The organism is Salmonella sp. 32082101201600294FB01SM01, from assembly GCF_017572865.1.
GTDB lineage: Bacteria > Pseudomonadota > Gammaproteobacteria > Enterobacterales > Enterobacteriaceae > Salmonella > Salmonella enterica.
The window spans coordinates 391819-411829 of sequence record NZ_JAGESB010000003.1 but is presented as its reverse complement, the minus strand read 5'-3'; the positions used below and the strand labels follow the sequence as shown (position 1 = coordinate 411829).

Below are 20011 nucleotides of genomic sequence, written 5' to 3'. Positions count from 1 at the left end.
TATGACGGTACGGCAGCGTCTGCTGTCGTATTTTTTTACAGGTTACGTATGAATTACCCGCAAATACTCTCTCCGGTGCTTAATTTCCTGCATTGCCCGACGCCGCAGGCGTGGATTGTCCAGGCCCGCGATCCGCAAAATCTTCCTCTTCTGCTTACCGATCACTTGATCTGCGAACTGAAGGCTGCGCAAACCGCGTTGCTGTTGGTGCGTAAATATGTCGCCGATAAATCGGGCGCCGACGCGCTGCTCGCCTGGCTGCAACCTTACGAGGCGTTCGCGTTTCGTCAGGGGCCGGAGCCGGATTTTGTTGCCCTGCATAGACAGATTAGCAAAAGCGCCATGCCGCAAACTGATGACCCCTGGGGTCGTCAGCTTATCGACCGTATGGTGTTATTGATTAAAGAGGAGTTGCACCATTTTTGGCAGGTACGCGAGGTCATGCAGGCCAGAAACATTCCTTATGTGAAAATCACCGCCAGCCGCTACGCGAAAGGAATGTTGAAAGCGGTACGCACGCACGAACCGCTCACCTTAATTGATAAGCTGATTTGTGGGGCGTATATCGAAGCCCGCTCCTGCGAACGTTTTGCCGCTCTGGCGCCCTGGCTGGATGAGGATTTACAGACGTTTTATCTCTCGCTTCTGCGCTCCGAAGCGCGGCATTATCAGGATTACCTGGCGCTGGCGCAGCAGATTTCCACCGAGGACATTTCTGCGCGCGTGCGCTATTTTGGCGAGGTGGAAGCTGACCTTATCTTGTCGCCAGACCGCGAGTTTCGTTTTCATAGCGGCGTGCCAGCCGCCGGATAAAGGGTAAAATTAAAGATTAGCGTTTTTATCTTTTACGCTGTCGCCGTCTGCAAAATTTGTGGTGGTCATCCGCCCGGCATCAAGCTGCTGGCGAGCAGGAAAGGTCATTTTCATGATATTCTGCTCTGAGTAAAGCCTGCCAGCGGCAGGCAAAAAAGAACTCACTCAGTGTTATATTCCCGAAAGGTGACCGTGAACAATGCCATTATTGCATCAATCACTACGGGTTTTTGTGTTGAAATAGTTACTGTTTCACGCCTTTTGACGCTTCAGAGCAGGTCTTGCCAACAAAGGTTTGTTTAATTTTGTTGATGGAGGTTGTTTTATTACCTCCTGCATCGACATCCGATTTCATGGTCATCGCAAATTCTGTATCGCTTATTTTCGTCGTTTCTACAATAGAGTGCGATTTGGCATCAGGATTATTACAGACAGTCTCATTGATCAGTTTGGTATCCGTACTTTCTACAAAAGTTGTCGTGCAACCGCCTGCACTGGTAGAAAACCCCTTCACCATTTTTTTAGAATCTTCAGACATTTTAGGGGTATAACACATAAGCGTCGCTATGCCCGAATTTTTTTCATCCATTAATACTTCTTTTGTATCTGGATTGATGGTGCGCATTTCTATATTTTCCATTCGCCGGGCTGTATATCTAATGCATATACATTAGAGATACTAATAAACATAGCGGGGAAAACAATTGCTGATAATAGGTGTTTCATTTATAACTTCCTTGAATAATAAGTGATTCCCGGATAACAGGATGTTTCCGGGATTACTTATATCAGCAAAAATAATACCTGGCGAGGATAAATAAACGCCTGGTTTTCAGAGATCCTTTAACATCCTCACTTCGCAATCGACATGTCCGGTGCAACCGAGCGGTTCGCTAATATGTTCAAATCCTAAACGTTCGTATAGCGCAATCGCCTCGCGTAAAAAAGCCGTTGTTTCCAGATAGCAGCGTTTAAAACCCTGTTCACGGGCATGATCCAGCGCCATCAGCGCCAGCTTTTTCGCCAGCCCCTGACCACGAATTACCGGTAAAAAATACATTTTTTGCAGTTCACAAATGTCTGGTTCGCTACAGGATAACGGCGCCACGCCGCCGCCGCCCACCACACAACCGTTTTGCTCTACCACCCAGTAGGCCGCGCCCGGTTGGCTATAAACCTGATACAGTTCATCCAGATTGGGGTCGGCAACGGTATAACCTTTATCGGCGGTAAGTCCGTATTCCGCTGAAACCTGACGGATGACACGGGCAATAGCGGCATTGTCGGCGGTAGTGATTCGGCGCACCGTGAGCGTTGGCGAGGCGACATTATTCATAATATGGCTCAATTTTTAAAATTTATTTATAGATTACTTTAATACCACCGTCTTGAGTTACGCGCAAGGAGATCCTGAATCAGACAAAATAAAAGGCGGAAAAATTAAACAAAAATAGTATCGTAGTCAAATCAGTAACAATTTACTGGTTTTTATTATTAATTCTAATAGATTGTAATTCAGGGATATGATTCATGAATAACGTTATCAGTAGTAAAGATAACCATAATCACACGTTGGTGTTTACAGGCAAGGGCGGAAAGTATTTTGTTATTTGCCTTGTGAATTTCTTGTTGACGTGTATCACGTTGGGAATCTATGCGCCGTGGGCGATGGTGAAATGTCGACGTTATATTTATACTAATATGACGCTAAACAATCAGCCTTTTGCTTACAAAGCCACGGGCGGCGCATTATTTATTAGTGTGTTGTTAGTTTTTATTATTTATATTGTTAGCCTCTCTCTTATTGAACACGGTCATCCCGGTCTCGGTTTTACGCTATTCGGCTTATTAATTGCGATTATTCCTTTTATGGCGGTGAAAGGATTACAGTATCAGGCGATGATGACTTCGCTTAATGGCGTACATTTTGGATTCCAGTGTTCCATGCGGCGCGCCTGGTGGTACATGTTCGCTCTCCCGGTACTCCTGATGGTGGCGCTTTATATTGTTCTTTATATTATCTCACTGGTAACCATCGCCGTCGGCGGTTTAGTGTTCAATATCGTTTTTCTCGGTTTGCTGGCTATTATTGGGATAGGGGTCATTAACGGTATTACCTACAGCAAATGGATGACCTTGTTTGGCAATGGCGCAAACTTTGGCATTCATCGTTTCTCGATTCAGGTTAATGTTAAAACGTGCATCAGAGGGTGCGTGTTGGCAATGTTGACCCTTTTCCCTTTTGCTGTCGTGATTGGTTATCTAATCGCGCCGGTGTTCACCGACATGATTCTTTTGAGTATGATGGGGAATGCGCAGGCAGGAGGGGCGCTTATTCTGCAATATTATGGCCAGATAATGGCATGTTATTTCCTCTATTTTCTCGCGATTATTGTGGTAACCAGTTACTTATATGTGGCGTTACGCAACCTGTTTTTAAACAATTTGTCACTGGCGAACGATTCGATTCGTTTTCATTCCTCTGTCACTGCACACGGTATGCTGTGGCGGTTACTGGTGGTGTTTGTGATTTCCGGCGTGACCTTAGGGCTGGCTTATCCGTGGTTGAAAATTTGGCTGGTGAGCTGGCTGGCGCAGAATACACAGGTCCAGGGCGATCTGGATTCGCTTGAGTTAACCAATGATGAGAAGCCGCTGGAAAACAGCCTGCTAATGTGGATTTCTCGTGGCATCATGCCTTACTTCCCGTTTATCTGATGTAAAAAGGCCGACGTTTACGTCGGCCCATAATTCATGTTGTCGGATGGCGGCGTGAATGCCTTATCCGGCCTACCGATCGCGCCATGTCAATAAGCGAACGTGTAGGCCTGATAAGCGAAGCGCCATCAGGCTTTCAGATTACAGCGCGCTAATAACCGCCTGCTGCTCAATCAGTTTCGCTTTCGCTTCTGCGTAACCGTCCAGCTTCTCACGCTCTTTGGCAATGACCGCTTCCGGCGCGCGGGCAACGAAACCTTCGTTGGAGAGTTTGCCTTCGATACGGGCAATCTCGCCTTCGATTTTCGCCACTTCTTTCGCCAGACGCGCCAGCTCATCTTCTTTGTTGATGAGGCCAGCCATCGGGATCAGCAGTTCAGCGCCGTCGATGATTTTGGTCACGGAAACCGGACCTTTGTCATCGGCTGGCAGCACGGTGATGCTTTCCAGACGCGCCAGGGTTTGCAGGAAGCTACGGTTGTCGTTAACACGACGAACGGCTTCTTCACTACAGCCGCGCAGCAGCAGTTCCAGCGGTTTGCCCGGGGCGATGTTCATTTCCGCACGAATGTTACGTACGGCGACGATCGCCTGCTTCAGCCACTCGGTATCGGCCAACGCGGCTTCATCCACCTGTGCGGCGTTATATTCCGGGAACGGCTGTAGCATGATGGTGTCGGCGGTAATGCCACAGATAACCTTCACGCGCTGCCAGATGGTTTCGGTGATGAACGGGATGATCGGGTGCGCCAGGCGCAGCAGACCTTCCAGTACGGTGACCAGCGTATGGCGGGTGCCGCGCAGTTCGGCTTCGGTGCCACCGTTCATTACCGGCTTGGTCAGCTCCAGATACCAGTCACAGAACTGGTTCCAGGTGAACTCGTACAGAATGCCCGCGGCGATATCGAAGCGGAAGCTGTCCAGCGCGTCGCGGTACGCTTTAACGGTCTGGTTGAATTCCGCCAGGATCCAGCGGTCCGCCAGCGACAGCGTCATTTCACCGCCGTTGAAGCCGCAATCCTGCTCTTCGGTGTTCATCAGCACAAAGCGGCTGGCGTTCCACAGCTTGTTACAGAAGTTACGGTAACCTTCCAGACGCTTCATATCCCAGTTGATATCGCGGCCGGTCGAGGCCAGCGCCGCCAGGGTAAAGCGCAGGGCGTCGGTGCCGTGCGGCTCGATGCCGTTCGGGAACTGCTTCTCGGTACGCTTGCGAATTTTCTCCGCCATCTGCGGCTGCATCATGTTGCCGGTGCGTTTTTCCAGCAGTTCCGGCAGGGAGATGCCGTCCACCATATCCAGCGGGTCGATAACGTTACCCTTGGATTTGGACATCTTCTGGCCTTCGTCGTCGCGAATCAGACCGGTCATATAGACGGTATGGAACGGCACCTGCGGCTTGCCGTTTTCATCTTTGATGAAGTGCATGGTCATCATGATCATGCGGGCAATCCAGAAGAAGATGATATCGAAGCCGGACACCATCACGCTGGTGGGGTGGAACTGACGCAGGGCGTCGGTGTTTTCCGGCCAGCCGAGGGTGGAGAAAGTCCACAGCGCGGAGGAGAACCAGGTATCAAGAACGTCTTCGTCCTGACGAAGCGCAACGTCGGCGCCGAGGTTATTTTCCTGACGCACTTCGTCTTCGGTACGGCCAACGTAGACGTTGCCGTCGTTGTCATACCATGCCGGGATACGGTGACCCCACCACAACTGACGAGAGATACACCAGTCCTGGATATCACGCATCCAGGAGAAGTACATGTTTTCGTACTGCTTCGGTACGAACTGAATGTCGCCGTTCTCAACCGCTTCCACTGCCGGTTTCGCCAGCACGTCGGCACGGACGTACCACTGGTCGGTCAGCATCGGTTCGATAACCACGCCGCCACGGTCGCCGTAAGGGACGGTCAGATCGTGCGGTTTAATTTCTTCCAGCAGGCCGAGCGCGTCAACGGCAGCAACGATGGCCTTACGGGCAGCAAAGCGTTCCAGCTTCTGGAACTCAGCCGGAATCTCGCTGGAATAAACGTCAGACTCTTCACCTTTGGTATCGAACACTTCCGCGCTTTCGCGGATGTCGCCGTCAAAGGTCAGGATGTTGATCATCGGCAGGGCATGACGTTTCCCGACCTCATAGTCGTTAAAGTCGTGCGCCGGGGTGATTTTTACGCAGCCGGTGCCTTTTTCCATATCGGCGTGTTCGTCGCCCACAATCGGAATACGGCGGTTAACCAGCGGCAGAATAACGAATTTGCCAATCAGATCTTTATAACGCGGATCTTCCGGGTTCACGGCCACGCCGGTATCGCCCAGTACGGTTTCCGGACGGGTGGTGGCGACAACCAGGTAATCTTTACCGTCTGCGGTTTTCGCGCCGTCGGCAAGCGGATAGCGGATGTGCCACATCGAGCCTTTGGACTCGCGGTTTTCCACTTCCAGGTCAGAGATGGCGGTGCGCAGTTTCGGGTCCCAGTTCACCAGGCGTTTGCCACGGTAAATCAGGTCTTCTTTGTACAGGCGAACAAAGACTTCTTTCACGGCATTGGAAAGGCCTTCGTCCATGGTGAAGCGCTCGCGTTCCCAGTCAACGGAGTTGCCGAGACGGCGCATCTGACGGGTAATGGTGCCGCCGGATTCCGCTTTCCACTGCCAGATTTTGTCGATAAACGCATCGCGGCCGTAGTCGTGACGGGTTTTACCTTCTTCAGCGGCAATCTTGCGCTCAACCACCATCTGGGTCGCGATCCCGGCGTGGTCGGTGCCGACCTGCCACAGAGTGTTTTTACCCTGCATACGCTGGTAACGGATCATGGTATCCATGATGGTTTGCTGGAAAGCATGTCCCATATGCAAACTGCCGGTGACGTTCGGCGGCGGGATCATGATGCAGAAGGACTCTTTGCTTTCGTCGCCGTTAGGCTTGAAATAGCCCTGCTTTTCCCAGTGCTCGTAAAGCGGCTGTTCGATATCTTGGGGGTTATATGTCTTTTCCATTATTTCCAGGTTGCCGTATTCAGGTTAAAACCAGCCACGCGGTAGGCTTTGTAGCGTTCGCGCGCCAGTTGTTTCAAAGTTTCTTCGTAAGGGACGAAGTCTACCACTTCTGTGAAAGCGGTGGCAAAATCTGCAAAGCTTGTACGCAGGCTGATTAAAATATCGCGCGGGCTGCTGTTGCGTTTTTGCGGCCAGGCAATTTCAACCGGCGCGCCGCCGCGTGGGCCTTCGCCTGCCAGATTGTGCGGGACAAAACTTTCCGCCGGTCTTGCCCACAGCGCTTCATCCAACCGAATGGCCTGCTTCTCATCTTCGCAGGCGATCAGCACGCGCTTGCCGGCGCGCCAACGTTCTGCGGCAATTTCACACACCAGTTGTTCAACGGCGCTTAAACCATTGACGGTAGTGTCATTATCCAGAAGATAGAACGTCGCATTCTTCATATATGGGGCTTCTTGTGGTGGATTTAAATGCGTTGCCATGATGCCTCCCGTAGGCCGGATAAGCGCAGCGCCATCCGGCAAAACGCCTGATGGCGGCGCTAATGCGCCTTATCAGGCCTACGGGGTAATCTCAAACTTACTCTTCGCCGTTAAAGCCCGCGCGATTGAGCAGGAACTGCGACAACAGCGCTACCGGACGCCCCGTCGCGCCTTTCGCTTTGCCGGAGCGCCAGGCGGTGCCGGCGATATCCAGGTGCGCCCAGTTATACTTACGGGTAAAGCGCGACAGGAAGCAGCCCGCGGTGATGGCGCCGCCAGGACGACCACCAATGTTTGCCATATCCGCAAAGTTGGACTCCAGTTGTTCCTGGAACTCATCGCCCAGCGGCAGACGCCACGCGCGGTCGCCCGCCTGCTCGGACGCGCCGATCAGCTCATGCGCCAGCGGGTTATGGTTCGACATCAGACCGGTAATGTGATGGCCCAGCGCAATCACGCAGGCCCCGGTTAGCGTCGCCACGTCAATGACGGCTTCCGGTTCGAAGCGTTCAACGTAGGTCAGCACGTCGCACAAAACCAGACGGCCTTCGGCGTCGGTGTTCAGGACTTCAACGGTTTGACCAGACATGGTGGTCAGCACGTCGCCCGGACGATACGCGCGTCCGCCCGGCATGTTTTCACAGCCCGCCAGTACGCCGATAACGTTAATCGGTAGCTGAAGCTCGGCGACCATACGCATCACGCCGTAAACCGCCGCCGCGCCGCACATATCGTACTTCATCTCGTCCATCCCTTCAGATGGCTTGATGGAGATGCCGCCGGAGTCGAAGGTCAGGCCTTTACCCACCAGCACGATCGGGCGCGCGTCTTCGGACGGATTGCCCTTGTACTCAATCACCGACATCAGCGATTCATTCTGCGAACCGTGGCCGACCGCCAGATAAGCGTTCATACCCAGTTCGCGCATTTGCTGTTCGCCGATTACGCGGGTGATGACATTTTTGCTGTAGCTGTCGGCCAACTGGCGCGCCTGTGACGCCAGGTAGGCGGCGTTACAGATATTGGGCGGCATGTTGCCGAGATCTTTCGCTGCCTTAATCCCGGCGGCGATGGCCAGACCGTGCTGAATGGCGCGTTCGCCGCTGGTGAGCTCACGGCGGGTCGGCACATTAAAGACCATCTTACGTAGCGGGCGGCGCGGCTCGCTCTTGTTGGTCTTGAGTTGATCAAAGCTATAAAGCGTCTCTTTGGCCGTTTCGACGGCCTGACGCACTTTCCAGTAGTTGTTGCGGCCTTTGACGTGCAGTTCGGTCAGGAAACAGACGGCTTCCATCGAACCGGTATCATTCAGAGTATTTATCGTTTTCTGAATAACCTGCTTATACTGACGTTCATCAAGCTCGCGCTCTTTGCCGCAACCAATGAGGAGGATTCGCTCGGAAAGAACGTTAGGAACATGGTGCAGCAACAGAGTCTGCCCCGGTTTTCCTTCCAGTTCGCCGCGACGCAGCAATGCGCTGATGTATCCGTCGCTAATTTTGTCGAGCTGTTCTGCAATCGGAGAAAGGCGACGCGGTTCAAAGACGCCCACGACAATGCAGGCACTCCGCTGTTTCTCCGGGCTACCGCTTTTTACACTGAACTCCATGCACTATGCTCCTGAATCTTAAAGACAACAGTGGTGGCTACAGCTATACTCGTCGTCTTTCAAGTTGCAGATGCGTTGGCTGCGCCTGCTCACCCCTGTCGCTTACCTGATGTAAGCTCCGGGGCTCCACAGTCTTGCCGCCTGCCTGCAACTCGAAATCCATTAGAGTATAGAAATTGAAAGCTTTCGTAACTCATATCCGCTGTTGCGGTGACTTCGTGTTAATCTTAACGTTATTACGGCATTGGCACGTCAGAACAAGTTCTGAGAGGTGAATCCGCTGAGTATAATGATCTTAGCGATGATTTCGACGACTCAAGAGAATAAATGACGTTTAAGCCATGAAACAAGCTAAATTCCAGCAAAAAAATGGGTTTTTACGGGCGTATTTAAAGTGATAATCATAAGATATCTGGTGCGGGAGACGCTCAAAAGCCAGCTGGCGATACTCTTCATCTTACTTTTGATCTTCTTTTGTCAAAAGTTAGTGAGGATTCTCGGCGCGGCGGTTGACGGCGATATTCCCGCAAATCTGGTGCTCTCGCTTCTGGGGCTGGGCGTACCGGAAATGGCGCAGCTCATCCTGCCTTTAAGCCTGTTCCTGGGGCTGCTGATGACGCTGGGCAAACTGTATACCGAAAGTGAAATTACGGTCATGCACGCCTGTGGGTTGAGCAAAGCCGTGCTGGTAAAGGCCGCCATGGTACTGGCGTTATTTACCGGTATCCTTGCGGCGGTTAACGTGATGTGGGCCGGTCCCTGGTCGTCAAAACACCAGGATGAAGTGCTGGCGGAGGCGAAAGCGAACCCCGGTATGGCGGCGCTGGCGCAGGGGCAATTCCAGCAGGCGACCAACGGCAGCTCGGTGCTGTTTATCGAAAGCGTTGATGGCAGCGACTTCCACGATGTTTTCCTGGCGCAGATTCGCCCTAAGGGCAATGCTCGTCCTTCTGTGGTAGTGGCTGATTCCGGACACCTTACTCAGTTGCGCGATGGTTCCCAGGTTGTCACCTTAAACAAAGGGACACGTTTTGAAGGAACGGCGTTGCTACGCGATTTTCGCATCACCGACTTCCAGAACTATCAGGCGATTATTGGCCATCAGGCCGTGGCGCTGGACCCGAACGATACCGACCAGATGGACATGCGCACGCTGTGGAATACCGACAACGATCGCGCTCGCGCCGAGCTGCACTGGCGTATCACGTTAGTCTTTACCGTATTTATGATGGCGCTGATGGTCGTGCCGCTCAGCGTGGTGAATCCACGTCAGGGGCGCGTCTTGTCTATGTTGCCCGCCATGCTGCTTTATCTGCTGTTCTTCCTGATCCAGACCTCCATTAAATCGAATGGCGGTAAAGGCAAACTGGACCCGGTTATCTGGATGTGGGCGGTCAACCTGATCTATCTGGCGTTGGCGATTGGTTTAAACCTGTGGGATACGGTGCCGGTCCGCCGCCTGCGTGCCCGTTTTCTGCGTAAAGGAGCGGTATAATGCAGCCATTTGGTGTACTTGACCGCTATATCGGTAAAACCATTTTTACCACCATCATGATGACGTTGTTCATGCTGGTGTCGCTCTCCGGGATCATCAAGTTTGTCGATCAGCTGAAAAAAGCGGGGCAGGGTAACTACGACGCGCTGGGCGCGGGTATGTACACCCTGCTCAGCGTACCTAAGGATATCCAGATCTTCTTTCCTATGGCGGCGCTGCTTGGCGCGTTGCTGGGACTGGGGATGCTGGCGCAGCGTAGCGAACTGGTGGTGATGCAGGCATCGGGTTTCACCCGTATGCAGGTGGCGCTGTCGGTGATGAAAACGGCTATCCCCCTGGTGCTGTTAACCATGGCGATCGGCGAATGGGTCGCCCCGCAGGGCGAGCAGATGGCGCGTAACTATCGTGCGCAGGCGATGTATGGCGGTTCGCTGCTTTCCACCCAGCAAGGTCTGTGGGCGAAAGACGGGAATAACTTTGTCTATATTGAACGGGTGAAGGGCGACGAGGAGCTGGCCGGCATTAGTATTTACGCTTTCAACGATCAGCGTCGTTTGCAGTCGGTGCGTTACGCCGCTTCGGCAAAATTCGACCCGGAGCATAAGGTCTGGCGTTTGTCGCAGGTGGATGAGTCCGATCTGCAAAACCCGAAACAGATCACCGGTTCGCAGACGGTGAGCGGTACCTGGAAAACGAATCTGACGCCGGATAAGTTAGGTGTGGTGGCGCTGGACCCGGATGCGCTTTCCATCAGCGGTCTGCATAACTACGTTAAATATCTGAAGTCGAGCGGACAGGACGCCGGACGTTATCAGCTCAATATGTGGAGTAAAATCTTCCAGCCGCTCTCCGTGGCGGTGATGATGCTGATGGCGCTGTCGTTTATCTTTGGCCCACTGCGTAGTGTGCCGATGGGCGTGCGCGTGGTGACGGGGATTAGCTTCGGCTTCGTCTTTTACGTTCTCGACCAGATTTTTGGCCCGCTGACGCTGGTATACGGCATTCCGCCGATTGTCGGCGCGCTGCTGCCGAGCGCGTCTTTCTTCCTGATTAGCCTGTGGCTAATGCTGCGTAAGTCGTAATCACAGGCTGCCATCCGGCAATGCAGTAAAGCGCAGTGCCTGATGGCGCTGCGCTTATCAGGCCTACTATGACCCGTAGGCCTGATAAGTCCTTTCCGCCGCCATCCGGCAGACCGCCTGGTATTCCTCGAATGATGTAGTGCGTAACCTGACGCGTGGCGCTTTTGGCTACGCGTTAAGCTCAGGCAAGCTGCGGGAAAAAGTAGATCAAAAAATTTATAACGTGCTGCCGTGATAAATCTGATAACCCAAATCAATCGTATTATGGTTGAGATCGTTATTTTTAATTTTGTTGAGCAACATCTGCGCGGCTCTGCGCCCGATCTCAAAACGAGGGGTAATTACGCTGGCGAGGCTCGGTATCATTTGCCTGCCCATCTCCAGACCGTGGAAGCCGGCGATGGAGATCTGCTCCGGTACGGCCAGTTGACGCTCGCGGCACCACAGTAGAGCGCCCATTGCGATATCGTCGTTAGTACAAAAGACGCCATCCACGTCCGGGTGCGCAGCAAGCGCATCACGCATTAGCTGTATCCCCAGATGGATAGAGGAGATAGCGCGGGGATTGATGCGCAACGGCGCCAGCCCCCGGCGCGTCATCGCATCGCAGTAGCCATGATAACGCTGCTCATCACGGATATCGTCTTTTGAACCCAGATAGAGGATTTTACGCCGCTGGCGTTTATCCAGCATGGTGCTGACCATATCAAAGGCGGCCTGACGGTTATCAAACCCCACCTCCATATCTAAGCGATCGCCCTGGATATCCATGAGTTCTACAATCGGAAGGGTAGCTGAGCGCAGGAATTTGACGGTTCTGAGGGTATGATATTTTTCTGAAAGAATAATGCCGTCGATATTGTAAGACAGTAAATTGATAACGGACTCTTCTTCCGAATCGCGATTGTAATTGTAATTCGCAATGAGAGTTTGGTAGTTATGACCCGACGTTACGGATTCAATCCCGGCAAGAATGTCGGCAAACAACTGGTTCTGAAAAGAGGGGATCAGCACGCCCAGAGTGTAACTTTGCGCGTTTAACAGCATAGCTGGCGCGCGATTTGGTATGTAGTTAATTTCTTCCATGATCTGCGCAATACGCTCGCCGGTTTCCCTGGCGACTTTTTTCGGCGAGCGGATGTAACGGCTCACCGTCATTTTTGTCACGCCAGCAAGCGTAGCGATATCCTGCAAAGAAATTCTGTGATTCCTCATGTTTTCTCCAGTACCGGGGGCGGGAACGTCGCCCCCATGGTTAATTGGGCTGCGGATGATGAATTAATGCAGAACCGCATTCAGCGCCAGTACGCCCAGCAACCCCATGACAGAAATCAATGTTTCCATAACGGTCCAGGTGCGTAGGGTTTCCCCGACGCTAAGATTAAAATACCCTTTAAACAGCCAAAAACCGGGATCGTTAACATGTGATGCAATAACGCTTCCTGCGCCTGTCGCCAGTACCATTAACGCCGGATCGGCGTGGGTTACGTTAATAATCGGCAATACGACGCCCGCTGTGGTTATCGCGGCCACGGTCGCGGAACCTAACGCAATACGCAGCACGGCGGCTACCGTCCAGCACATTAATAACGGAGATAGCGAGGTGCCGGTCATTAATTGCGAGATATATTGACCCACGCCGCTATCCACCAGCACTTGCTTAAACGCGCCGCCGCCCGCGATGATAAAAACAATCATCGCAATAGCGCCAATGGACTCGCCGACGATATCCATCACCTGCTCAACCGTACGTCCATTGCGTCGGCCCAGCGTAAAAATGGCGATGATAATGGCAATAAACAACGCCACTGCTGGATTACCGATAAATTCGAAGAAAACCCGCACGGCATTCGTTTTTGGCAGCGTGATTTCACATACCGCTGCGATGGCCATCAGAATGACCGGGATCACGGCGGCAAAAATACTGTTCCAGAATGACGGCATCTCTTCTTCACTGAATAGATGAGGATTAAATAATCCTTCAGGCGGCGCTTTTTCAAATCGCGCCAGCAATTTTGAAAACAGAGGGCCGGCAACAATCACGGTCGGTATGGTAATGATTAACCCATACAGCAGGGTCGTACCGAGATTTGCCTCAAAAATTGTCGCAATAGCGGTAGGGCCGGGATGCGGCGGCAGGAAGCAGTGCGTAACGGATAAGGCGGCGACCATTGGAACCCCGACATACAGCAAGGGCAGTCCCGATGAGGCCACAATCGTAAAAACGAGCGGCAACAGCAGTACGAATCCGACTTCAAAAAACATTGCCAGGCCGACGATAAGCCCGGTGATCACCAGCGCCCATTGCACGCGTTTTTTGCCGAACGTATTAATGAGCGTCGTCGCAATGCGCTGCGCGGCGCCGGTATCGGAAATTAATCTTCCCAGCATCGCGCCAAAACCGAGGATCATGGCGAGTCCGCCCAGAGTACCGCCAATTCCGTTTTGTATGGAGTGCAGGACGTCTTGCGCGCCCATCCCTTCGGCAAAACCCACCACGGCGGCAACCAGAACAAGGGCGATAAAGCCGTTAACTTTAAAGCCAATCATTAAGACCAACAGCAGCGCAACGCCTGCCGCAATAATTATTAATGGCATATTCGTCTCTCTTATTAGCGCCAAAATAGCAGCGCTTACGCGCTGCATCGTATTTCCCTGGTCAGACGGCAACCAGCATACCGCCATCGACAAACAGCAGATGTCCGTTAACAAAGTCGGAGGCTTTTGACGAGAGAAACACCGCTGCGCCAATAAGCTCCTGGGGATCGCCCCAGCGTGCGGCAGGCGTACGTTTGCATAGCCAGGAGGTGAAGGCTTCATCTTCAACCAGCGCTTTGGTCATCTCCGTTTTGAAGTATCCCGGCGCAATACCGTTGACCTGGATATTATGACGCGCCAGCTCCACGCACATGCCGCGAGTCAGCATCTTCACGGCACCCTTCGACGCGGCGTATGGCGTAATCGTGTCGCGGCCCAGCTCGCTTTGCATCGAACAGATGTTGATCACTTTTCCTGCCTGCCGCGCCACCATACGGCGCGTAACGGCCTGAGAGACGAGAAAAACCGCGGTCTGATTTACGGCGATGACGTCATTCCACTCCTGCTCGGGAAACTCAGTAAACGGATGACGGCGCTGGATACCGGCGTTATTTATCAGGACGTCAATGACGCCGATATCTTTTTCGATATGTTCAACCGCAGCTTCAATATCCTGTTTATGGGTGACATTAAAGGGAGCGGCAATAGCCTTTATCCCTTCCTGCTGAAGTTTCGTCACGGCTGTTTCGGCGCGCTCCGGGGTGATATCGTTAACAATAATGCGCGCGCCATAGCGACCAAGACCGGTCGCCAGCAAATAACCAATCCCCTGAGCGGCTCCGGTGATAAGGATATTTTTACCTGCCAGTGAAAAAAGATCGTTCATGATTGTGTCCCTTATTTTACTTTCTCAGAAAACGAGCTGAACTTTTGCCGCCTGTGTTTTGTCTCCGGCAAAGATCAGCGCCGCTTCCAGGTCGGTAAATGGATATTCCGCGCTCAGTAACGGCAGCGGATTGATAACGCGGTTGGCAAGCCAGGAAACCGCAGTATTAAATTCGGTAGTAAAGCGGAAAGAGCCTTTCAGCGAGATCTCTTTGCTTATTAGCATCATCATCGGGAAGTTGGGGACTGCGCCGCCCATGCCAACCTGCACCATCACGCCTTTGGCCCGTGTGACTTCCAGACACGTTGAGATAGAGGAAGGATGCCCAGAGACTTCAAAACTGATATCGAAATACCCTTTTTCTGCTTTCCAGCCATCAAGAGAGTCATGCTGTGGGTTCACCAGCGTATCCGCGCCCATCTGCCGGGCCAGCGAGAGAGAACGGGTACTGATATCGGCACATACCACTTCCGCCGCGCCCAGCGTTTTTACCGCGCTAACAATCAGGCAGCCGATAGGGCCAACGCCGGAGATAAAGACGCGTTTGCCCTGCAGATCGCCCGCCTCATGAGCCGCATGAATGGCAACCGCCAGCGGTTCGGCAAAGGCCATGGCTTTTTCGTCTGCCTGTTCCGGCCAGGGAATGCACTGAGCGGTATCGACAGCTTTAAATCGGGTAAAACCGCCATCGACATGCGGAAAATACATGGCGCTGCCAAAGAAACGTATTTCAGTACAGTGGTTTTCTTCATGCTGCAGACAGTATTTGCAATGACCGCAAGGCTTCGATGGATTAATCGCTACCGGTTGTCCTTCACGTAATAAATCTGAGTCGCTATGAACGATTTTGCCAATCACTTCATGACCTAAAATCATTGGCGCTTTTACTGTAAAATTGCCGACTTTGCCTTCCTGATAATAATGTAAGTCAGACCCACAAATGCCGCCTCGGGTAATTTGTACGAGTGTTCCTTTATTATTCCATTCAATATTTTGTTCCGTAACGGCAACAGCACGCTTACCCGCAACAACGCAGGATTGAGTTTTTACTTCCATAAATTCCTCACTGGTCAGGTAGTTACCCTGAACGCATTTAAGCGGTTTTATTTGTCATTATTTGTGACTTATGTCACGCTGGAAAATTGTTACACTACAATGTTACGCATAACGTGATGTGCCTTAGAGTTCTTCTCTATGGAAATTAAAAAACGTGAAATTGTCGAACGTAGAGGCGTAATATTGTGGAGTGGAATATGACTCAGAGGTATTTAAATGGCCGGGGAAAGCTATATTTTAATGGGGGTTTCAGGTAGTGGTAAATCTTTAATAGGCAGCAAAATTGCAACATTATTTTCTGCGAAGTTTATTGACGGCGATGATCTCCATCCGGCGAAAAACATTGATAAAATGTCTCAGGGAATACCGTTAACTGATGAAGACCGTTTACCCTGGCTGGAACGATTAAATGACGCTTCATACAGTCTTTATAAAAAAAATGAGACGGGATTTATTGTCTGCTCGTCATTAAAAAAACAGTACCGCGATATTTTACGTAAGAGCAGCCCTAACGTACATTTCCTGTGGCTGGACGGCGATTACGCCACTATTCTGCAGCGAATGCAGCGTCGTGCCGGGCATTTTATGCCGCCAGACCTGTTGCAAAGTCAGTTTGACGCGCTGGAGCGACCCTGTGCCGATGAACATGATATTGCGCGTATCGATGTTAATCATGACATCGAGCACGTGACGGAGCAGTGCCGACTGGCTGTACAGGCTTTTCGTCAGGCACTCAGCGCTTCCTGATCATTGTCAAAGCGCTGAGTCAGGCGGTCAGAAGTCAGCTTTTAGCACTACACGATAGCGGGCTTTGCCGTCGCGAACGTGCTGAATAGCCTCGTTGATTTGTGACATTGCGAACAGTTCCGTGGTGGGCGCGACTTTACTGCGTCCGGCGAATTTCATCAGTTTGCGAAGTTCATATGGCGTTCCGGTTGCCGAGCCTGAGATACTGCGATCGCCGGCAATCAATGTAAACGCCGGTACGGGCAGCGGCTTCAATACGGCCCCAACGGTATGGAAGTTGCCGCCATAGGTCAGCGCTTCGAAGTAGGGCTGCCAGTCGAGATCGACGTTGACCGTGTTAATAATGAGATCGAACTGGCCCGCCAGTGCTTTTAACGCTTCCGGATCGCGGCTGTTCACCACGTTATTGGCCCCCATTGCCAGCACTTCCTGCTCTTTCGATGGATTTGAGCTGAACGCGGTGACTTCGCAGCCCATTGCATGTAACAGCTTTATGGCGATATGCCCAAGCCCGCCGATACCGATGACGCCAACGCGGCTGGTAGCAGTAATATGGTGCATCAGTAGCGGTTTAAAGACCGTAATGCCGCCACATAACAGCGGGCCTGCGGACGCCATATCCATATTCTCCGGAAGAGGAATTACCCACTGCCAGCCTGCGCGAAGCTTCTCGGCAAAACCGCCACGATTGAGGATAGTGGGCACTGCGCCTTCCTGGCAGTTAATTTGATTGCCGCTGATACAGGCATCGCAGTGTCCGCAGCTGCGCGCCGTCCAGCCGATTCCAACGCGCTGGCCGACTTTTAGCCCCTTATCCTGTGCCGCGCTGCCGAGTGCGGCCACCCGACCGATGACCTCATGTCCGGCAACCAGAGGGTATTGAGAGAACCCCCATTCATTGTCGATCATCGACAGATCGGAATGGCAGATCCCGCAGTAGTCGACCCGTACCTCGACATCTTCCGGTTGGAGTTCTCCCGCGTCATATTCATAGAGTTCGAGCTCGCCGCCCGCCTCTTTGGCGGCGTAGCTTTTTATTATCGTCATTGTGTTTCCCTTAATGTGGTGTTGAACTGAAAAGTGTAGAGCATGGAGGCAAGGGACGCCCGGCGTTAATCTGCTGGAGAAGGCGGGAAGTAGCCTGATTATTCTATTTAATACTCAACGCTGCTGAAATTTTCAGCACTTAGCGATACAGGTGTACGCTCGTGCTTGCATGGCGGCGTATGACAGGTATAATCCACAACGTTTTCCGCATACCTCTTCAGTGCCGAAGTGGCGAAATCGGTAGACGCAGTTGATTCAAAATCAACCGTAGCAATACGTGCCGGTTCGAGTCCGGCCTTCGGCACCAATCAAGTCTTTTTTTTCGTCTACTAAAGTCTATTTACTTATACAAAATCAATCAGTTAGAAATCCTACCTCTTGGTTTAGGTCTATTAAAGTCTACTGTCGTATATCAACATCTACCAACAAATGATGGTATAACTGTTGGTAGCTTCGGTTCGATTGAAATTGATACCAACACGGGGAGGGGGATCAATGGCTCTTACTGATATCAAAGTCAGAACAGTTAAGCCTGCAGACAAACCTTTCAAACTTACCGATGGTGAGGGGATGCACCTGTTGGTTAACCCCAATGGCTCAAAATACTGGCGTCTTCAATATCGTTTTAGTGGCAAACAGAAGATGCTGGCGTTAGGGGTTTATCCAATGGTTTCATTGGCAGAGGCTCGTAAGAGGCGCGATGCCGCGAAGAAACTGGTATCTGATGGTATCGATCCCTCTCAAAAGAAAAAAGAGGACAAGATTGAAGAAAGCGGAGCACTAACCTTTGAGGCTGTAGCAAGAGATTGGCATGCATCCTGTAGCAAAAAATGGTCGGAGTCCCATAGTGAGCGGGTGCTTAAAAGCTTAGTGGATAATCTTTTCTCTGCGTTAGGTCAGCGGAAAATTTCGGAGCTGAAGACAAGAGATTTACTCGCCCCGATAAAGGTAGTTGAGGCGAGCGGACGATATGAAGTTGCCTCTCGTCTTCAACAACGTACAACTGCTATCATGCGTTTCGCGGTACAAAATGGTCTGCTTGATTATAACCCGGCCCAAGACATGGCTGGTGCGGTAGCCGTGGCTAAACGAGTGCATCGTCTAGCTCTGGATTTCGAACGCTTCTCCGAATTGCTCGATCGTATCGAATGCTTTAAAGGTCGAAAGTTGACTAAATTGGCAGTGAAACTAACACTGCTGGTATTCATACGTTCAAGTGAACTGCGTTTTGCAAGATGGGAAGAAATCGATTTTAAAAATGCGCTTTGGACGATACCTGCAGAACGAGAACCTCTAAAGGGTGTAAAGTACTCACATCGTGGTTCTAAAATGCGTAGCCTCATTTTGTACCTCTAAGCCGTCAGGCACTGAAAATATTAGAAGAGATAAAACAAATCAGTGGGGATTACGAGTTGGTCTTCATTGGTGATCACCAGCCGGATAGGCCGATGAGTGAGAACACTGTTAACAAGGCTCTGCGCTCAATGGGCTACGACACTAAAACGGATGTTTGTGGACACGGGTTTAGGGCGATGGCCTGTAGTGCGTTAGTCGAATCAGGTTTATGGTCAAGGGATGCTGTTGAGCGACAAATGAGCCATCAGGAGCATAACAACGTCCGCGCTGCTTACATCTATCTTGCGGAGCATCTTGATGAACGGAGGCTCATGCTTCTGTGGTGGGCTGATTATCTTGATATCAATCTTAACGATATGGTCAGGCCGTTTGAGTTTGCAAGCAGGTGATAATTCACCTGATGTAAATGAATAGGTCATGCTAGTTTTAACTGTAACTTTTTGATTTAAAGAATTATACTGCCTTAATACATAAGGAGGTTGTGATGTCAGAGGCAGTGTTTTTCGTCGAGAATGCTGAAGAGTTGGCAAAACAGAAAATGGATAATATTAATCCTGAACTTTCTGAAAAATTCCAGCTTTTAATTAAATTTCTTTCAAGATTTCCTGAAAGTTGTTCAAATCCGCGCTCGAAACAAGTTAGAAAAAACTTTGGTAAAGCAGAACATATAGAATATTTAGCTCAAAATTTCAATGAAAGTCGGCTTCCGAAAAAGCCAACGCCACCTACTACTATCCCTGATGAGGTTGTCAGTTTAGTCCTTAATGTAAGCTTTGATATACCGCAAGAAAATCTCAATAGAATTAAAGAAGAACATCGACTCTCTATGGCTTCTGAAAACATTGTTGGAGATCTTCTGGAAAGATATCTTGCTGAAAAATTAGAGCCATGTGGATGGATATGGTGTTCAGGAACAAGTGTAAAAGCAGTAGATTTTATTCATTATGACAATGAAAAAGATGAGTGGGGTCTTCTACAAGTAAAAAATAGAGATAATACTGAGAACTCTTCAAGTAGCAAAATTCGCGACAATACGCCAATTAAAAAATGGTTTAGAACATTCTCACAAAGAGATGCTACAAATTGGGAAAATTTCCCTGACGAAGTTTCATCCAAAGACCTCAATGAAGATGATTTTAGAGCTTTTGTTGAAAGCTACTTACGAAAAATCAAATAACAATGGAA

General features: G+C 51.0%; 15 protein-coding genes, 1 tRNA gene and 3 pseudogenes. 9 read left to right on the top strand and 10 right to left on the bottom strand.

Annotated elements, in window-relative coordinates; all coding sequences use genetic code 11:
• Position 1: 1 nt before the first annotated feature.
• Positions 2-813, top strand: a pseudogene (gene miaE, locus J4645_RS15180) (tRNA isopentenyl-2-thiomethyl-A-37 hydroxylase MiaE).
• Positions 814-1057: 244 nt separating this feature from the next.
• Here miaE and J4645_RS15175 read toward each other — a convergent pair.
• Both J4645_RS15175 and J4645_RS15170 read right to left on the bottom strand, forming a co-directional pair.
• Positions 1058-1539 (bottom strand): annotated as a pseudogene (locus J4645_RS15175) (DUF3617 domain-containing protein).
• Positions 1540-1645: 106 nt separating this feature from the next.
• Positions 1646-2149 (bottom strand): GNAT family N-acetyltransferase, encoded by a 504-nt coding sequence (locus J4645_RS15170; protein WP_001519079.1) that lies wholly within the window; start codon positions 2147-2149, stop codon positions 1646-1648.
• Between the two features lie 194 nt (positions 2150-2343).
• Between J4645_RS15170 and J4645_RS15165 the strand changes: the two genes are divergently transcribed.
• Positions 2344-3531, top strand: coding sequence for a YjgN family protein (locus tag J4645_RS15165; protein ID WP_001066974.1), 1188 nt, complete (start codon positions 2344-2346; stop codon positions 3529-3531).
• A gap of 141 nt (positions 3532-3672) precedes the next feature.
• On the opposite strand, the gene J4645_RS15160 is transcribed toward J4645_RS15165, so the two are convergent.
• The 3 genes from J4645_RS15160 to pepA form a co-directional block, all read right to left on the bottom strand.
• Positions 3673-6528 (bottom strand): valine--tRNA ligase, encoded by a 2856-nt coding sequence (locus J4645_RS15160; RefSeq protein WP_001647332.1) that lies wholly within the window; start codon positions 6526-6528, stop codon positions 3673-3675.
• On the bottom strand, positions 6528-6971 hold the full coding sequence (gene holC / locus J4645_RS15155) for a DNA polymerase III subunit chi (RefSeq protein ID WP_001523689.1): 444 nt from the start codon (positions 6969-6971) through the stop codon (positions 6528-6530). Before holC ends, J4645_RS15160 begins: the two co-directional genes overlap by 1 nt.
• Positions 6972-7107: 136 nt before the next feature.
• Complete coding sequence (gene pepA / locus J4645_RS15150) at positions 7108-8619, bottom strand: leucyl aminopeptidase (protein ID WP_000397158.1); 1512 nt, start codon at positions 8617-8619, stop codon at positions 7108-7110.
• 280 nt (positions 8620-8899) lie between these two features.
• Between pepA and J4645_RS22265 the strand changes: the two genes are divergently transcribed.
• From J4645_RS22265 to lptG, 3 genes are all read left to right on the top strand, one after another.
• Positions 8900-8950, top strand: coding sequence for a hypothetical protein (locus J4645_RS22265; RefSeq protein WP_212724070.1), 51 nt, complete (start codon positions 8900-8902; stop codon positions 8948-8950).
• Between the two features lie 63 nt (positions 8951-9013).
• Positions 9014-10114: an LPS export ABC transporter permease LptF gene (gene lptF / locus J4645_RS15145; RefSeq protein ID WP_000584132.1), complete on the top strand. Its 1101-nt coding sequence runs from the start codon at positions 9014-9016 to the stop codon at positions 10112-10114.
• Positions 10114-11196, top strand: coding sequence for an LPS export ABC transporter permease LptG (gene lptG / locus J4645_RS15140; RefSeq protein WP_001182242.1), 1083 nt, complete (start codon positions 10114-10116; stop codon positions 11194-11196). The genes lptF and lptG overlap by 1 nt, the downstream gene beginning before the upstream one ends.
• A 216-nt stretch (positions 11197-11412) precedes the next feature.
• Here the strand turns inward: lptG and J4645_RS15135 are convergent, their stop codons facing one another.
• The 4 genes from J4645_RS15135 to idnD all read right to left on the bottom strand — a co-directional run bounded on the left by J4645_RS15135 (position 11413) and on the right by idnD (position 15676).
• Positions 11413-12411, bottom strand: coding sequence for a LacI family DNA-binding transcriptional regulator (locus J4645_RS15135; protein ID WP_001244061.1), 999 nt, complete (start codon positions 12409-12411; stop codon positions 11413-11415).
• 63 nt (positions 12412-12474) lie between these two features.
• Positions 12475-13794 carry a gnt-II system L-idonate transporter gene (gene idnT / locus J4645_RS15130; protein WP_001128356.1) on the bottom strand — a complete coding sequence of 440 codons (1320 nt, stop codon included), beginning with the start codon at positions 13792-13794 and terminating at the stop codon, positions 12475-12477.
• Positions 13795-13855: 61 nt separating this feature from the next.
• Positions 13856-14620: a gluconate 5-dehydrogenase gene (idnO, locus tag J4645_RS15125; RefSeq protein WP_000998688.1), complete on the bottom strand. Its 765-nt coding sequence runs from the start codon at positions 14618-14620 to the stop codon at positions 13856-13858.
• 24 nt (positions 14621-14644) lie between these two features.
• Complete coding sequence (idnD, locus tag J4645_RS15120; protein WP_023214689.1) at positions 14645-15676, bottom strand: L-idonate 5-dehydrogenase; 1032 nt, start codon at positions 15674-15676, stop codon at positions 14645-14647.
• Positions 15677-15892: 216 nt separating this feature from the next.
• Here idnD and idnK point away from each other — a divergent pair, with 216 nt between their 5' ends.
• Positions 15893-16423, top strand: coding sequence for a gluconokinase (gene idnK / locus J4645_RS15115; RefSeq protein ID WP_000896756.1), 531 nt, complete (start codon positions 15893-15895; stop codon positions 16421-16423).
• Positions 16424-16450: 27 nt separating this feature from the next.
• On the opposite strand, the gene J4645_RS15110 is transcribed toward idnK, so the two are convergent.
• Entirely contained in the window at positions 16451-17470 is a 1020-nt protein-coding gene (locus J4645_RS15110; RefSeq protein ID WP_000152566.1) for an NAD(P)-dependent alcohol dehydrogenase, read from the bottom strand.
• 222 nt (positions 17471-17692) lie between these two features.
• On the opposite strand from J4645_RS15110, the gene J4645_RS15105 reads away from it, so the two are divergent.
• The 3 genes and pseudogenes from J4645_RS15105 to J4645_RS15095 all read left to right on the top strand — a co-directional run bounded on the left by J4645_RS15105 (position 17693) and on the right by J4645_RS15095 (position 20003).
• Positions 17693-17777, top strand: a tRNA-Leu gene (locus J4645_RS15105).
• 188 nt (positions 17778-17965) lie between these two features.
• A pseudogene (locus J4645_RS15100) lies at positions 17966-19215 on the top strand (integrase arm-type DNA-binding domain-containing protein).
• Positions 19216-19310: 95 nt separating this feature from the next.
• Positions 19311-20003 (top strand): SinI family restriction endonuclease, encoded by a 693-nt coding sequence (locus tag J4645_RS15095; RefSeq protein ID WP_023214691.1) that lies wholly within the window; start codon positions 19311-19313, stop codon positions 20001-20003.
• The last annotated feature ends 8 nt before the right edge of the window (positions 20004-20011 follow it).